This window comes from Streptococcus sp. HMSC034B03, assembly GCF_001838575.1.
GTDB classification, from domain to species: Bacteria; Bacillota; Bacilli; order Lactobacillales; family Streptococcaceae; genus Streptococcus; species Streptococcus anginosus.
Map to the genome: position 1 here is coordinate 1 of NZ_KV837619.1, position 14,747 is coordinate 14,747.

The 14,747-nt window shown below is 38.1% G+C and carries 15 protein-coding genes and 1 riboswitch; of the genes, 3 read left to right on the top strand and 12 right to left on the bottom strand.

The genetic code is table 11. From position 1 onward, the window contains the following. Nucleotides 1-118: 118 nt before the first annotated feature. Nucleotides 119-1,470 (top strand): IS3 family transposase gene (locus HMPREF2634_RS09585; protein ID WP_142350290.1). Its coding sequence is split into 2 segments (ribosomal slippage): nt 119-560 and nt 560-1,470, totalling 1,353 coding nucleotides; the frame shifts between segments, so codons are not numbered across the junction. A 44-nt stretch (nt 1,471-1,514) separates the two neighbouring features. On the opposite strand, the gene kphA is transcribed toward HMPREF2634_RS09585, so the two are convergent. The 5 genes from kphA to ligA all read right to left on the bottom strand — a co-directional run bounded on the left by kphA (nt 1,515) and on the right by ligA (nt 7,404). Further along, nucleotides 1,515-1,754, bottom strand: a complete 240-nt coding sequence (gene kphA / locus HMPREF2634_RS00015) for an RNA-binding protein KphA (protein ID WP_003001620.1) — start codon at nt 1,752-1,754, stop codon at nt 1,515-1,517. An 18-nt stretch (nt 1,755-1,772) separates the two neighbouring features. Continuing rightward, nucleotides 1,773-2,045, bottom strand: coding sequence for a 30S ribosomal protein S16 (gene rpsP / locus HMPREF2634_RS00020; protein WP_003024685.1), 273 nt, complete (start codon nt 2,043-2,045; stop codon nt 1,773-1,775). Between the two features lie 118 nt (nt 2,046-2,163). Further along, a complete protein-coding gene (pulA, locus tag HMPREF2634_RS00025; protein ID WP_070836080.1) occupies nt 2,164-4,464 on the bottom strand; it encodes a type I pullulanase in 2,301 nt (766 codons plus the stop codon). A 13-nt stretch (nt 4,465-4,477) separates the two neighbouring features. Next, on the bottom strand, nt 4,478-5,437 hold the full coding sequence (locus HMPREF2634_RS00030) for a diacylglycerol kinase family lipid kinase (protein ID WP_003024688.1): 960 nt from the start codon (nt 5,435-5,437) through the stop codon (nt 4,478-4,480). Nucleotides 5,438-5,445: 8 nt separating this feature from the next. Further along, complete coding sequence (gene ligA, locus HMPREF2634_RS00035) at nt 5,446-7,404, bottom strand: NAD-dependent DNA ligase LigA (RefSeq protein WP_070836082.1); 1,959 nt, start codon at nt 7,402-7,404, stop codon at nt 5,446-5,448. Between the two features lie 198 nt (nt 7,405-7,602). Here ligA and HMPREF2634_RS00040 point away from each other — a divergent pair, with 198 nt between their 5' ends. Continuing rightward, on the top strand, nt 7,603-8,550 hold the full coding sequence (locus HMPREF2634_RS00040; protein ID WP_021001645.1) for a 2-dehydropantoate 2-reductase: 948 nt from the start codon (nt 7,603-7,605) through the stop codon (nt 8,548-8,550). A gap of 135 nt (nt 8,551-8,685) precedes the next feature. On the opposite strand, the gene HMPREF2634_RS00045 is transcribed toward HMPREF2634_RS00040, so the two are convergent. Beyond that, nucleotides 8,686-9,195, bottom strand: a complete 510-nt coding sequence (locus HMPREF2634_RS00045) for a QueT transporter family protein (RefSeq protein WP_018543497.1) — start codon at nt 9,193-9,195, stop codon at nt 8,686-8,688. Next, a riboswitch (PreQ1 riboswitch) is annotated at nt 9,193-9,301 on the bottom strand. (Overlaps the previous gene by 3 nt.) 28 nt (nt 9,302-9,329) lie before the next feature. Between HMPREF2634_RS00045 and HMPREF2634_RS00050 the strand changes: the two genes are divergently transcribed. Further along, complete coding sequence (locus HMPREF2634_RS00050; protein WP_021001644.1) at nt 9,330-9,773, top strand: GtrA family protein; 444 nt, start codon at nt 9,330-9,332, stop codon at nt 9,771-9,773. A gap of 66 nt (nt 9,774-9,839) precedes the next feature. Here HMPREF2634_RS00050 and HMPREF2634_RS00055 read toward each other — a convergent pair whose 3' ends face one another. The 6 genes from HMPREF2634_RS00055 to HMPREF2634_RS00080 all read right to left on the bottom strand — a co-directional run bounded on the left by HMPREF2634_RS00055 (nt 9,840) and on the right by HMPREF2634_RS00080 (nt 14,741). Beyond that, nucleotides 9,840-10,547 (bottom strand): B3/B4 domain-containing protein, encoded by a 708-nt coding sequence (locus HMPREF2634_RS00055; protein WP_021001643.1) that lies wholly within the window; start codon nt 10,545-10,547, stop codon nt 9,840-9,842. Nucleotides 10,548-10,557: 10 nt separating this feature from the next. Beyond that, a complete protein-coding gene (locus tag HMPREF2634_RS00060) occupies nt 10,558-11,007 on the bottom strand; it encodes a MarR family winged helix-turn-helix transcriptional regulator (protein ID WP_021001642.1) in 450 nt (149 codons plus the stop codon). A 71-nt stretch (nt 11,008-11,078) separates the two neighbouring features. Next, a complete protein-coding gene (locus tag HMPREF2634_RS00065; RefSeq protein ID WP_003024700.1) occupies nt 11,079-11,987 on the bottom strand; it encodes a YihY/virulence factor BrkB family protein in 909 nt (302 codons plus the stop codon). Between the two features lie 50 nt (nt 11,988-12,037). Next, entirely contained in the window at nt 12,038-12,895 is an 858-nt protein-coding gene (locus tag HMPREF2634_RS00070) for a methionyl aminopeptidase (RefSeq protein ID WP_021001640.1), read from the bottom strand. Between the two features lie 24 nt (nt 12,896-12,919). Continuing rightward, nucleotides 12,920-14,197, bottom strand: a complete 1,278-nt coding sequence (gene spxR, locus HMPREF2634_RS00075) for a CBS-HotDog domain-containing transcription factor SpxR (protein WP_070836084.1) — start codon at nt 14,195-14,197, stop codon at nt 12,920-12,922. Continuing rightward, the gene (locus HMPREF2634_RS00080) at nt 14,190-14,741 is read right to left on the bottom strand and encodes a GNAT family N-acetyltransferase (protein WP_021001638.1); all 552 of its coding nucleotides are present in this window, start codon (nt 14,739-14,741) and stop codon (nt 14,190-14,192) included. Before HMPREF2634_RS00080 ends, spxR begins: the two co-directional genes overlap by 8 nt. Nucleotides 14,742-14,747: the final 6 nt, after the last annotated feature.

A 14,747-nucleotide genomic window follows, 5' to 3' on the forward strand; every position in this document is an offset into this window, starting at 1 on the left:
TTTGACAACTTTAAGAAACGCATTCTCATCACCTTAAACATCAAAAAAGAGAAGACCAAGCTATGATCTGCACCCCAAAAATTAGACAGAAAAAATCTGACTTTTGGGGTATTTTATTATGAAATTGAGTTATGAAGATAAAGTGCAAATCTATGAACTAAAAAAACAAGGAATCAGCTTAAAGCAACTCTCAAATAAATTTGGAGTACGTATTTCTACACTGACATACATGTTTAGTTTGATTGCTCGTTACGGGATAGAAATAGTCAAGAAAGGAAAGAATCGTTATTATTCTCTAGAATTAAAACAAGAAATGATTGATAAAGTTCTTCTTGAAGGTCGTTCGCAAAGAAGTGTTAGTCTTGATTATGCCCTCCCAAACCAAGGAATGTTTCCAAATTGGCTGGCGCAATACAAGAAAAACGGGTATACTCTTGTTGAGAAAACAAAAGGGAGACCAGCTAAAATGGGACGTAAACGGAAGAAAACTTGGGAAGAAATGACAGAACTAGAGCGACTTCAGGAGGAGAATGAACGGTTACGTACTGAGGTGGCCTACCTAAAAAAGTTAAAAGAGTTAGAGGAAAGGGACGAAGCCTTAGAGCGAGAAAGGCAGAGACAGTTAGAGAAATGGTTTCAGGAGGATTTCGATTAGATTTACTTCTTGAAACAGCATGTTTAGCTCGCTCAACTTACTATTATCAATTGAAACAGCTGGATCAACCAGATAAGGATAAAGAGCTAAAGGATGAAATACAAGCCATTTATAATGAACATACAGGCAACTATGGCTATCGTCGAATCCATTTAGAATTAAGGAATCGCGGATTTGTGATTAATCATAAAAAGGTTCAACGTTTGATGAAAGTCCTTGGTTTAACGGCTCGAATTCGTCGCAAACGGAAGTATTCTTCCTACCAAGGAGAGATTGGCAAGAAAGCAGAGAATCTCATTCAACGCCAGTTTGAAGCATCGAGGCCAATGGAAAAGTGCTATACGGATGTGACAGAGTTTTCTATTCCGAATGGCACGCAGAAACTCTATTTATCACCTGTTTTAGATGGTTTCAACAGTGAAATCATCGCTTATAATCTTTCTACTTCACCGAACTTGGAACAAGTGAAGAGCATGTTAAAACAGGCCTTCACAGAGAAACACTATGAGAATACGATTCTCCATAGCGACCAGGGTTGGCAATACCAACACGATTCTTATCATCGTTTCCTAGAGAGTAAGGGAATTCAAGCATCTATGTCGCGCAAGGGTAATAGCCCAGACAATGGTATGATGGAATCTTTCTTTGGCATTTTGAAATCCGAAATGTTTTATGGCTATGAGAATCACTTTAGGTCTTTAGAAGACCTTGAACAAGCTATTGTGAACTACATTGATTATTACAACAACAAACGAATTAAGGTCAAACTAAAAGGACTTAGCCCTGTGCAATACAGAACTAAATCCTTTCAATAATTATTTGTCCAACTTTTGGGGGTCAGTACAGAATGGCTCCATTTTTATTTTTCATCAATAACAATTCTGACTTTTTTATCTTCGGTTGGGACAGAATAAACAATCGTTCTTATCGCAGAGATCGTGCGACCTTTACGACCGATTACACGTCCAACATCACTAGGGTCAAGATCTAAATGATATTCCAAAAATTCTGGTGTATCTTCAATCTTGATAGTTAAAGCATCTGGTTGTGAAATCAAAGGTTTCACTATCGCAATAATAAGATTTTCAATCGTGTCCATAGTCAACCTGCAGTTCTATTATTTAGAGTATTTAGAATCGTGGAATTTCTTCATCACGCCAGCTTTTGAAAGAATGTTACGAACAGTATCAGAAGGTTGAGCACCTTTTGACAACCAGTCAAGAATACGATCTTCTTTTAAAGTTACTTGGTTTTCAGCAACAAGTGGATTGTATGTTCCAACTGTTTCAATAAAACGTCCGTCACGAGGTGAACGTGAGTCTGCTACGTTGATACGGTAGAAAGGTTTTTTCTTAGAACCCATACGAGTTAAACGGATTTTAACTGCCATTTTAAAAATTTCTCTTTTCTCTTTTTTATTTTTAGGAATAGCAGAGCTACTCCCAACACATTCTATCTTATCACAAGAAAGAAAAGGTGTCAAGAAAAAATCTTGACATCTTTTGATATCACCATTCTACAACTTCAAAGACTGTAGCTGTCAGATCTTCAACAAAAGAATCGCTAACTTGACGACTATTTCCAGCTACAAGTTTCAAATTTCCAATATCTTCAATATTGTATTTATCACCACTTGCATTAAAAATTACAAGGTAATAATTGTCATCCTTCACTTCAAAAATGACAATTCCGCTTCCGGAATGCGCCGAATGTACAAAGGCATGCTGGTAAATGTCATCATAATGCTGGTAAGAAAATTCTTTTGTTGTCGTTTTTAAATGAATCATCTGTTTGATATAGTTGATACTTTCCTGATGATGAGTTAATAAATCCCAGTCTACTTGATTGACAGCGTCGGGAGCGTTATAACTGTTCATAGCACGCTTATGATCTGCCTGAATGGCATTCCCATTTGCTCCAGTTGCCACTAGTTTGCTACGTGAAAATTCCTGTCCCAACTCCATAAAACTCATGCCTTGCAAGAGGAGATTCATCGCAGTTGCTAATTCAATCCGCTTAGTACGAGTCAATTCATCATCATCTGGGTGCAGTTCAGCTAACAAATCGTGCAAATTGTAATTATCATGCGCTTCTACATAATTAACAACTTGTTTTGGCTCCAGATAGGTTCCTAGTTCACTACTTCCTAGAATTGCCTTGGCAACAATTGATTCTGTCGCTTGACCACTTACAAAGCCAGCTTTCAAACCACCATAAACCTCTGCGCCTTTGATAGCATCACGTTCAGTATCGTTGAAAAATCCGATATTAGGTAATTCAAAGGCATTATCTTTTTTAGCTTTGTCAAGCGGAAGCAATCCTGTCCCCATATCCCAACCTTCACCGTATGTGAGAATTCTCGGGTCAATTTCATCTAACGCTTCCCGAATTTGACGCATCGTTTCAATATCATGAATGCCCATTAAATCAAAACGAAAACCATCAATATTATATTCTTTTACCCAATAAAGAATAGAATCAATCATATATTTACGAAACATTTCATGCTCGCTGGCTGTCTCGCTCCCCACACCTGTTCCATTTTGGAAAGATCCGTCTGGATTCATCCGATAGTAATAATCAGGCACTGCTTGTTGAAACGGTGAATCATGAGTCGAATAAATATGGTTGTATACAACATCTATCACTACGGAAATGCCCGCATCATGATAGGCTTGAATCATCGTTTTTAAATCCCGCATTCCTTGAGATGGGTTTGCTGGATCAGTTGAAAAACTTGTTTCTGGAGCATTGTAATTTTGTGGATCATACCCCCAATTGTAGGTCACATTTCCATGCCAATCATACTCTTTATGTCGATCAGAGATGGGCTGCAATTGTACAACATTGATACCTAAAGATTGGATATAATCAAATCCCGTCGCCTGGCCAGATCGATTTTTGGTTCCTTTTTGACAAGCCCCTAAAAAGGTTCCTCGGTGTTTTTTAGACACGCCAGAACTGCTAGACTTCGTCAAATCTCGTACATGCATCTCATAAATAACAGCTTGACAAGGATTCTTTAGACGCCAAATTGCCTGTTGCCCTTGTTTCACTTGGAAATGTTTTGGATTTCTCTCCGCAGGCGATAAAATGACAGAACGCTTTCCATCTTCCGTTACGGCTTCCGCATACGGATCGCGTGTTACTGTTTTGTGATGTTCAAACTCTAGCTGGTACTGATAGGCTTTATTTGCCAAGTCATCTGAAATCACTCGAGACCAAATTCCGATTGTATTTTTAGCATGATCTTTGGAAAAATCTTCTCCTCTTTGTAAGTCGTAGACCTTCCAGATTTTCGCTTTGTTAGTGCTATTCTTGTAGACTACTAGCTGAACTTTTTTTGCAGTCGGTGCCCAGAGTTTGAATTCTGCTTGTTCACCATTATACCGGCACCCTAACCAACCTTGATACCCCCAATGCTGATCAAAATGTTTGCTGTCTAATGCCATATCAAAAGCATGAGGATCTTGCTTTGCATAATACGGACTAGTCATAGCAGCCTGCCTAGAATAATAAACTTGACTGTCTCCTTCGATAATCCAAACCTCAGTCACTAAATGAGATGGTAACAACTGAATGGAATAGTCAACCGACTGGTGAGACCAATCGGTTGTTTTTACAATGACATGGACATTACTCAAAGCTTGTTCGCTTTTATAGGACAAGGTTCCTTGAATCCCGAAATCATCATACTGGGAAAAAGTACTCTCTTCTCCCCATTTATTCATTTGCCATTTCCACATATTATAGGCTGCATAATTTCCTAATTGATTATGGTAATGGATTAAGACACGATAGTCTAACATCACATTCTCCTGATTATTCTTTATTCTCCAATGACAAAGCACTATCGCTAATCTCATCAATATTTGCAAAAAATTCTAAATGGTTATGAAGAACTTCCAATTCAACAGGAGTATCTCCACCATATTCGCCATCCAGATTTAACATGAATGGGGCTTTTTTGTCTAAAACTTCTAACTTTAACTTACTTGTTTTTAAATATTCTACATTCACATCTGTCACATGTTGACCACCATTGATTGCTTGAATCATCAACGCCAACATATCAAACAACCGAGCAGTTTTCACCAAAATTAAGGTGAAATTACCGTCATCTAGCACTGTATCTGGCGCTAATTTTTCAAAACCGCCGATTGAATTTGTCAAGGCAACAAAGATTAAAGAGACCTTGCCTTCAAACACACCGTGGTCGTGCTCAATATGTACTTTACGTAATTTAGATTTTGGCAGCATTTCTGCTCCTTTTGCGACATAGGCAAGGTAGCCTAGACGTGACTTGACTTCACTTGGAACACTATAGGTCAATTCTGTCAAAGTTCCCGCTGCAGCAATGTTAATAAAATATTTTTTCCCATAAGCCTGACCAATATCCATTTTTATAGTTTGATTTTTTTCAATGATACGAGCTGCTGCCACCGGATCCCCCATTGGAATCTTGAGGGCGCGTGCATAATCATTGGTCGTACCAGTTGGAATAAACGCCAACTTTGGACGATTTTTCAATGGTGCTACCCCATTGACTACTTCATTGATTGTCCCATCGCCACCAGCCGCAAGAATTAAATCAAATCCTGCTTTAGCCGCTCTCTCAGCTTCATTTTGAGCTGATAAAGGAGCTGGGGTTGTCTGATAAGCACTTGTTTCATAGCCTACATCTTCTAAAACGTCTAAAACTTCTGCGATATTTTTTTTAATAATTTCCTGACCAGAGGTCGGATTATAAATCAGTCGTGCTCTTTTTCTAGCTGTTTCCATACAAACCTCTATAAACTCTCAAGCCAAGCTTCATCACGAATGATTATGCCCAACTCTTGAGCTTTTGTTAATTTACTTCCTGCATCTGCTCCGGCAACGACTAGACTTGTTTTCTTAGAGACCGAGTTCGTCACCTTTGCACCTAAACTTTCTAATTTCTTTTTCGCCTCTGAACGATTGAGACGTTCCAATTTTCCTGTTAAAACAACGGTCAATCCAGAAAGCGCTGCATCTGCTGCCACTTTTTCGCCAAGGTAGGTGAAATTTAACCCCGCTTCTTTTAATTCCGACAATAAAATATGAGTTCCTTCTTGTGCGAAATAGCTGGAAAGACTCTCAGCAATCACCATTCCTAGACTATCCAGCGCAGCAATTTCTTCTCTTTTTGCTTTTGCTAATTGCTCCAAATCATGAAAATGCTCCAACAAAATCTGACTGGCTTTACTTCCAACATGGCGAATGCCCAAGCCAAATAATAATTTCTCAGCAGAATTTTCCTTGGAAGCCTGAATAGCAGTATACAACTTATTAGCTGATTTTTCCTTAAAATTTTCCAATTGCAGCAAATCTTTGACAGTCAAGCGATAAATGCCAGCCACATCATTTACCAACTGCTGATCAAATAACTTTTCTACAACAGCAGGACCAAGACCAGTGATATTCATGGCATCGCGACTAGCAAAATGAATCAAGCCTTCTTTGATTTGTGCAGGACAACGTGGATTGATACAGCGCAAAGCAACCTCATCTTCAAAGTGAATCAACTCGCTGTTGCAACTTGGACAATTCTTTGGAATCTCCAATTTCTCTTTTGATTGGCGCTTGCTTTCAACCACTCGCAAAACAGCCGGAATAATGTCGCCCGCCTTATAAACGATAACTGTATCGTCTTTGCGAATATCTTTTTCAGCAATGTAATCTACATTGTGCAAAGTGGCTCGGCTGACCGTTGTCCCTGCTAATTGCACAGGCGTCAGGTTGGCGGTCGGCGTAACAACTCCAGTCCGCCCAACCGTCCAGTCAACTGATAAAAGCTGCGCTTCTTTTTCCTCGGCTGGAAATTTGTAAGCAATCGCCCATTTAGGTGCTTTTACAGTAAAACCTAGCTCTTCCTGCACAACCAAATCATTTACCTTGATTACAACACCATCAATATCATAAGGCAATTGCTCACGTTCTTGATTGATTTCTTCTATGAATTGCCATGCTTCATCCATCGAATGTGCCAAAATATGCCGCTCATTCACGCTGAATCCATTTTTAGATAACTGATTTAAAACAGCTTCTTGGCTCGTCGCACTTGTTGGACTGGCTTCTTGATAGAGAAAGGTTGCAAGATTTCGCTTGGCAACAATCGCCGTATCCAACTGACGCAATGTTCCTGCCGCTGCATTTCTCGGATTAGCAAATTCTGGTTCTCCGTTTTCCTGGCGTAGCTGATTCACCGCGTCAAAAGAGCTACGTGGCATATAACATTCACCACGGACAGTCATATCAACTTCGCTTGGCAACTTTAAAGGAATATCTTTCACTCTTTTCAGATTTTCTGTGATATTTTCCCCAACAGAACCGTCTCCGCGAGTCGCTCCTGCAACTAAAATCCCCTTTTCATACATGAGAGAAATAGAGAGGCCGTCAATTTTTAGTTCACATAGATAGCTAACATCTGGAAAATCTTTCCGAATCCGTGCATCAAATACATCTAACTCTTCACGTGAAAAAGCATCCTGCAAACTATAGAGCGGATACTGGTGTTGGTATTTTTCAAAACCTTCTAAAACCTTACCTCCCACACGATGAGTTGGGCTATCAGGCTGAATGAACTCTGGATACTGCTTTTCTAAATCTAATAATTCATGATACAACTTATCATATTCACTATCCGATACGCTTGGATTATCAGTCGTATAATATTCATGAGCATACTGATTGAGCAACTTCACCAGTTCTAACATTCTGTCTTTCATAGTTCTATTTTATCATAATTCATACGTTTCTACAGCATTCTTATCTATATTCTTTATAAAAAATTAGACAAAAATGTAAAATAGCAGAAAAATAATCGTTACTGTAGCAAATATTATAAATTTTAAAAATTTAATTGATTAAAATACATAAAAGAAGTAAAATATACTATAAATAAAAAAGCTAGGAGAATTGTTAGTATGAATATTACAATTGCAGGTGTCGGTGCCATGGGTAGCCGCTTTGCTCTGATGTTGCATCGAGCAGGGCATAAAGTGACTTTAGTAGATGGTTGGAAAGAACATGTCACAGCTATCCAAAAAGATGGCTTACAAGCTAACTTAAACGGCGAAGAAGTTGTTGCCAAGTTGCCCATCTATTTGCAAAGCGAAGTAGATCCAACCTTATCTAATGACTTAATTATTCTGTTTACAAAAGCCATGCAGCTAGAAGCGATGTTAGCAGATATTCAACCTTTGATACATGATAATACAGCTGTTCTCTGTCTATTAAATGGGATTGGTCATGAAGAAGTCATTGAAAAATATGTCCCAAGAAATCAAATTATGATTGGAAATACCATGTGGACTGCTGGTATGGAAGAACCTGGACGTGCAAAATTATTCGGAAACGGCTCAATAGCTTTGAAGAATTTAGTCGCAGATCCAAAAGCCGAACAAGCAGCTTATAAAGTCATTGAAACCTTGAATTCTGCCGGATTAAATGCGCAATACACAGAAAATATCTTATATGCCATTTATAAAAAAGCTTGTGTCAACGGAACGATGAATAGTTTGTGTACCCTTTTGCTTGCTAATATGGCAGACTTTGGAGACACTACTCCTGCACATAATATTGTTGTGAAAATTGTTAGCGAGTTTGCAGAAGTTGCAAAACACGAAAATGTAGACTTGAATGTCACAGAAACCGTGGACTACATTGAAAAGAATTGTTATAATCGCGATACAATTGGCTTGCATTATCCGTCAATGTATCAAGATTTGAACGAGCACAATCGTTTGACAGAAATCGATTATATCAACGGAGCTATTGCACGAAAGGGACAACAATATGGTGTAGACACGCCATACTGTGCCCTTATAACTGAACTCGTCCATTGTAAAGAACAATTATTAGGTGCAAAATAAACTTAGCTAGAAAATTCATTGTTTTTACAAAAATCTTAAAACGATATGGTCTTATATTTTTTAATTTCCAGATAAACAAAAATATGCCGAAGAATTTTTGGGCATATTTTTTATTGAATCTAATATTAACGAAAATTATTTTCCTAAATCAATCCGCTTATTTAGCTTGTCCATTAAAATTCCACCAATGATGAGTGAAGCAAACTCTCCTACTGCTGTCGTAAACCAGGTCAAGAAAAACGGTGCTTTAGCAACAATGTATAATTCAGCTGCAATGGTCACCATAGAAAGTGAAAAGAAAATCGCAAAATAAAAGAAAGCTTTATTGATTAGTCCATTAAACAAGTATTCATTCATGTATTTTCTAAAGAAATACACACCTAAGCTCAAAAAGACCAAGGTTGAACCACCACCGACAAAGACATCGATGATTCCAAAACTAAATAAATTTGCAATCATACACCCCAACGTGACTCCGATGATGTACTTAGGTTTATAAAAAGCCATAAAGTTCATCATTTCGGAAATCCGAAATTGGTAGGCACCGTAGCTAATAGCATTCAGGGGCGGTGTCATTGTCAGAGCAACGTAAATCGCAGCAACAAGAGCAATCTGAGCCATATCACGAACAGTAATTTTTTCCATGTTTTCTCCTTTAGCGGCTAAACCGCGTGTAATATGCTTGACGAAAGGGAACTAAGCGCCAAGGGCTGTATTGACAAAACGAATACAGCTTTTCAAGTATAGCACATTTTTTGCAAATATGATAGACTAAATCTATGAAAAATTATATAAAACGCTTTTTCAATAACGAAATCTTATCCTATTTATTTTTTGGTGTTGCTACAACTGTTGTTGCAGTTCTTACACGTATGCTTTGTTATGCTTTCACGAGTAATGAATTGCTTTCTACAGCGATAGGCAATATTGCTGGAATTCTTTTTGCTTTTGCGACAAATGATACGATCGTTTTTAAACAAGAAAGAACGGGCTGGTTCGCTCGTTTTGTCAAATTTGCTCTTGCGCGACTTTCCACTTTTCTACTGGACATGGGGCTCACATTCATTTTTGTCACAACATTTCCTAACATTATCGGTCAATTTGTCCACAATGACATCAAAGCAGTCAATACCATTGAAACTTTATTTGCTCAAATCGTTATTATTGTGCTCAATTATGTTTTTAGTAAAGTCTTTGTATTTAAAAATAAATCAACTAATTAAAAAGACAAACCTACCTCAAATGGTGGTTTGTCTGCAATCTCAAAGAGCTTTAATGCTCTTTTTTTCTTAAATGTCTACACTTGGATTGTCAATTGTTAGATGAGTGATTTCTCCTTTGACTCCAAAATAATCTTCAACTAAACTTTGCAATTCCTGCATAGCTGCTTGCGCGCGTTTAGCTTGGTCTTCATTGATTGCTTCGATGACTAATACTGCATCCGTTGTGCCTTCAGTCAGCATTGTCCGTTGCGCTTCCCTCCAGTTAAAACAACGACAAACCGCTCCTTCATTATCATAATAGATAATCTCTTCTGGAAGAGCTGGGGCGTCTGTCTCTGCACCAAGTGGAAAGAAAGGTTCGCCTCCTTGCGCTTTTCCAAGATGCAAGCCTCCTTGAATCTTAACAATATCTTCACCACCACAAGGAACGGCATAGGAAAGTGACACACTATTATAAATATCCACCAATGGGTTGATCGGATTGAACTCACGACCTTGACTTACCCTTTTTAAAAGAGCTTCAATAGAAGAACGCGCACCTTTTTTAGTTTTAAACTTACTAAAAGCACCACGCCATTCTTGAATCACGTCATTTTGCGTAAAGGTTTCATCTACGATAAAATCTTCTGCACGCTTACTTCCCTTGTCTAACAAAGATTTAAAATAAGGGTCTTTGCTTTCGTCAACGCTATTATCCAAGCCTTTAACAACCATAATGCTAATTTGTGCTTGAGGGAATAATTCCCAAAATTCATTTTCAACTGTGACTTTCATTTTACACCTCTCAATAATTTCTTTTTTGTCCTTTTTTAACCAATTCCCAATCATCAGTAATATTCTGTCGCACCTTTGCTAACATATCTTCTAATAATTGAGCGTCTTCTTTTGAAAATCCTGTCAAAGCCTGCTGCTCAGAATAAGTGTGCTCTGCTAAGATAAACGGATAAAGTTTTTTTCCTGTGTCTGTCGCAAAAAGCTCTTTATTTTTTAAATTTACAGCTGCACTTCTTCTTTCAATCAAACCTTTACTCTCTAATTTTTTGACGGAGCGAGCAACAGTTGAACGATCAACTTTCAGCAAATCAGAAAGCTCTTCTTGAATAATACCGGGACTTTCTACGATACGAACCAAATAAAGGTACTGCCCTTTGGCCAAATCAACATGGCGAAATTCAATATTCGCCATTGAATCCAACGCTCGAGCGATGATACCAATCTCTCGCAAAATCGTCATATTGCCTCCTTAAGCAATATTATACCACGTTTTATTGCAAATGCAACAAAAACACCACAAAAAAAGAAGTTTCATTTGAACTTCTCTTTATTTTTTATAAGTCTCGTTGTCAGTTGTTTATGTCTCGTTTCAAATTCTTTTTCGTGACATCCTTGGTAACTTGCATTTAAGATTGCCCCAATAATCATAATTTGGGCAATGAGGGTAAACCAAATCATGACGACGACAACAAAAATGGAACTAAAAAATCGGACATCCATTAAGTGATTTACATAAGTGTCCAAATAAACGGAAAATAAATTTAACAATACCCCAATCGTAAAAACTACAAAAATCGTTCCTGGCAAAACATAGCGGATTTTCCTGATTTTTACATTGGGTAAAAAGTAATAAAGCATCAGTAAAGAAAGAAACAGCAAGGTGTAAATAGTTGGCTGGGTCATTCTTTGCAAACTGGCATATAGTTGATCATCAAACTCCCAAAAGCTATGAAGCAAGCGAAGCGACATTCTCCCAAACATTGTCAGTAAAAGAGACAAGGCAAAGAGAAATTGCAACCCCAAGCTAATGACTAAACTAAATAATCTATGTGATATCAGACCTCTATCTTTTGCAACACCATAAGCTTTATTAAATGCTTTTTGCAAAAATGACATTGATTGTGAAAATGCCCATAGAGCCGAAAGGATAGAAAAACTCAACAAGCCAGAAGAAGGCTGAGTTAGCAAATTTCGGGTAACCTTTGCAACGACTTCATACAGCGATTCAGGCAGAACATCTTCCATTGCTTCCAAAAATTCTGCTATCGGAATTTGAAAATAAGGCAATATATTCACAACAATCAATAGCAACGGAAAAATCGAAATCAGCAAATAATATGCCACCGCAATGCTTGTCAAATCAATCTCGGATGCTTGATAAAATTTAAAAAAGGATTGTAAAAACGGGTTCTGTCCAATCTTAGAAACAAACTTTTTCATCTCGTCTCCTACTAGAATACAGAGCAAAAAGCCCCTTTCCATTCTTATTTTTAATAAGTTCCTTCTTCTCCTTGGCTGGTTAAGATAACAGGACCATCTTTAGTAATCACAAATTGATGTTCATATTGACAAGAAAGTCCACCGTCCAGCGTTTTGTGAGCCCAACCCGTTTCAAAATCTGTGTCAATCTCCCAAGTACCTGTTGAAATCATCGGCTCAATTGTCAAAACCATGCCTTCACGAAGACGCAATCCGCGTCCAGCGCGTCCGTAATGAGGCACCATTGGCTCTTCGTGCATGGTTGGTCCAACACCGTGTCCTACCAAGTCACGAACGACACCATAGCCATGACTTTCCGCATACTCTTGAATCGCTGCACCAATGTCACCAATTCGATTGCCAACTTGAGCAGCTTCAATTCCACGATAAAGGCATTCTTTTGTAACGTCCATCAGTTGTTGCACTTTTTCACTTGCTTGACCAACTGCATAAGCCCAGCAAGAATCCGCAACACCTCCACGGAAATTTTCTGTATAGTGTTTCATCTGCTCTACATTGTTGAAATCCAGCTTAGAAACATCCAATTCTGCTTTATCAACCAAGCCAACAACCATATCTACTTTAATTAGGTCGCCCTCAACCAATTTTTGGTGGCGTGGAAAAGCATGTGCCACTTCATCATTCAATGAGCAGCAAGTGGCATAAGGGTAGTCCATGATGCTCCCTTCTACACCAATTTGAAGTGGAAGAGCATTATCTTCCTTACAACGTCTGCGGACGTATTCTTCAATTTCCCACATGTCAATACCTGGCTTAATCAAATCCCTTAAACCAATATGAATACTGGCGAGAAATGCACCGCTTTTTTCCATTAAATCAATTTCACGTTGTGATTTTAAAGTTATCATTCTTTCTCCTTAATATCTGAGGTATTAGTTTATCTTTACTATAATGGTCGCTTTTGCAACCAATTGAAGTTTTAAATAAATATCGTAATCCAAAATAGCAGAATGCCGTGTTTGTCGGACAATTCTTGGTCGAAGCGTCAAAGTTTCATCAATCTGAACAGCTTGCAAGAAATAAATCATCATCTGTTCAATAATAATATTTTTCTTGCCAGATGTCATGTATTGATGCGTTGCTGTCGTTAAAATCTCTGTTAGAATCCCGTTAGACAAAACACCGTTACTTTCTAACATAAAAGGTTCCACAACAAAAGAAAATTCATTGTTGATATGACGAAGTTTTTGAGAAACTTGGTCACTAAAAGTCGGTAAGCTAGAGACTTGTTCCCGACTCATTTTTTCCATGACATCACGACGCGTAATGACTCCAAGAAGAGTTTGATTGCTCCGAATGACTGGTACCATTTCAAAATCTTCTGTAATCATACGCTGGCTAACATTGGCAATACTGGTGTTTAAAGTGACGGCATAGATATTTTTCGTCATGACTTTGTCCAAAATAGTGTGAGGAGACTTGTCACCAGTATCACGCATAGTCACCACGCCAACGACCATATTATGCTGATTAACAACAGGAAAACGACTGCTGCGATTTTTCCGAACCAAATCCATAAAATCACGAACGGTATCTGTATCTTTTAAGAAACCATACTCATGACTACCACGATACACTTGCTCCACTGTTAAAATATCTGTTTTAATCTGCATATTAGACAATGCACGATTGATGATTGTCGCAACTGTAAAGGTATCATGTTGGGATCTTAGAACAGGAATGCTTAAGCGGTTCGCTAATTTTAGAACATCAGAACTCACTTCTAAGCCACCCGTCACTAAAACAGCATTTTCATGCTTCAAAGCCAATAACTGAATACGGGTGCGGTCTCCAATAATCAAGAGACCTCCTTCCGTTAAGTAACGTAAGAGATTCTTCTCGGTCATTGCCCCGATTGTGAATTTACTGAATTCCTTTTCAAGTCCGTCTTGACCAGCTAAGACTTCTGATTTCGTAATTTCAGCAATTTCTTTAAATGTTAAGTGCTCCAGCTCTACTTTGGGAGATTTTACGCGAATCGTGCCGCTACGAGGACGTGTTTCTACCAATCCACGATTTTCAGCTTCTTTAATTGCACGATAAGCCGTCCCCTCGCTTACTCCTAAATAATTGGAAATACTGCGTACACTAACACGCTTTCCTACTGGTAATTCTTCCAAATAAGCGATAATTTCTTGATGTTTACTCATGAAAATCTCCTTTTTCATAGCAAAACTCTAAATAATCCCGCATTTTACGTGTATAACGGTCGCTCCCCTTGAACTGCCGCCTACAAGAAAATCCTGTCTTCTCGGCAACCCTTTGGCTGGCTTTGTTTTCCAGATGAGTTATAATATAAAGTCGCTTCAAATCAAACTGTGTAAATGCCAAATAAACAATATTTTTGACGCACTCAGTCATCAGACCATGTCCCCAATAATCATGCTGAAGAAAATAACCAAGCTCTGCTTCGCCCTTGATTTCGTCTATCTTTTCAAATTTGATAGATCCGATCATTTTCTCAGAATCTTTATCACAAATCGCCCAAATTCCAAGAGGATGTTTCATAAAATAATTAGCCAATACATGTTGGCTTTCTTGTAAATTAGCCTGCACAGGAAAAATGAAGCGTAGATTTTCAGGATTGGAGGCAATTTTATAAAAATCTTCACTATCCATAAAGGAAAATGGACGTAATACTAAATGTTCTGTTTCTATAAAGGCGAATTCCGCCAATTTTGTCCACAAATTCATATCTTA

Excerpts from the sequence above, each read along its gene's own strand:
- kphA (WP_003001620.1), bottom strand. The coding sequence starts at position 1,754 with ATGGACACGATTGAAAATCTTATTATTGCGATAGTGAAACCTTTGATT.
- rpsP (WP_003024685.1), bottom strand. The coding sequence starts at position 2,045 with ATGGCAGTTAAAATCCGTTTAACTCGTATGGGTTCTAAGAAAAAACCT.
- pulA (WP_070836080.1), bottom strand. The coding sequence starts at position 4,464 with ATGTTAGACTATCGTGTCTTAATCCATTACCATAATCAATTAGGAAAT.
- HMPREF2634_RS00030 (WP_003024688.1), bottom strand. The coding sequence starts at position 5,437 with ATGGAAACAGCTAGAAAAAGAGCACGACTGATTTATAATCCGACCTCT.
- ligA (WP_070836082.1), bottom strand. The coding sequence starts at position 7,404 with ATGAAAGACAGAATGTTAGAACTGGTGAAGTTGCTCAATCAGTATGCT.
- HMPREF2634_RS00040 (WP_021001645.1), top strand. The coding sequence starts at position 7,603 with ATGAATATTACAATTGCAGGTGTCGGTGCCATGGGTAGCCGCTTTGCT.
- HMPREF2634_RS00045 (WP_018543497.1), bottom strand. The coding sequence starts at position 9,195 with ATGGAAAAAATTACTGTTCGTGATATGGCTCAGATTGCTCTTGTTGCT.
- HMPREF2634_RS00050 (WP_021001644.1), top strand. The coding sequence starts at position 9,330 with ATGAAAAATTATATAAAACGCTTTTTCAATAACGAAATCTTATCCTAT.
- HMPREF2634_RS00055 (WP_021001643.1), bottom strand. The coding sequence starts at position 10,547 with ATGAAAGTCACAGTTGAAAATGAATTTTGGGAATTATTCCCTCAAGCA.
- HMPREF2634_RS00060 (WP_021001642.1), bottom strand. The coding sequence starts at position 11,007 with ATGACGATTTTGCGAGAGATTGGTATCATCGCTCGAGCGTTGGATTCA.
- HMPREF2634_RS00065 (WP_003024700.1), bottom strand. The coding sequence starts at position 11,987 with ATGAAAAAGTTTGTTTCTAAGATTGGACAGAACCCGTTTTTACAATCC.
- HMPREF2634_RS00070 (WP_021001640.1), bottom strand. The coding sequence starts at position 12,895 with ATGATAACTTTAAAATCACAACGTGAAATTGATTTAATGGAAAAAAGC.
- spxR (WP_070836084.1), bottom strand. The coding sequence starts at position 14,197 with ATGAGTAAACATCAAGAAATTATCGCTTATTTGGAAGAATTACCAGTA.
- HMPREF2634_RS00080 (WP_021001638.1), bottom strand. The coding sequence starts at position 14,741 with ATGAATTTGTGGACAAAATTGGCGGAATTCGCCTTTATAGAAACAGAA.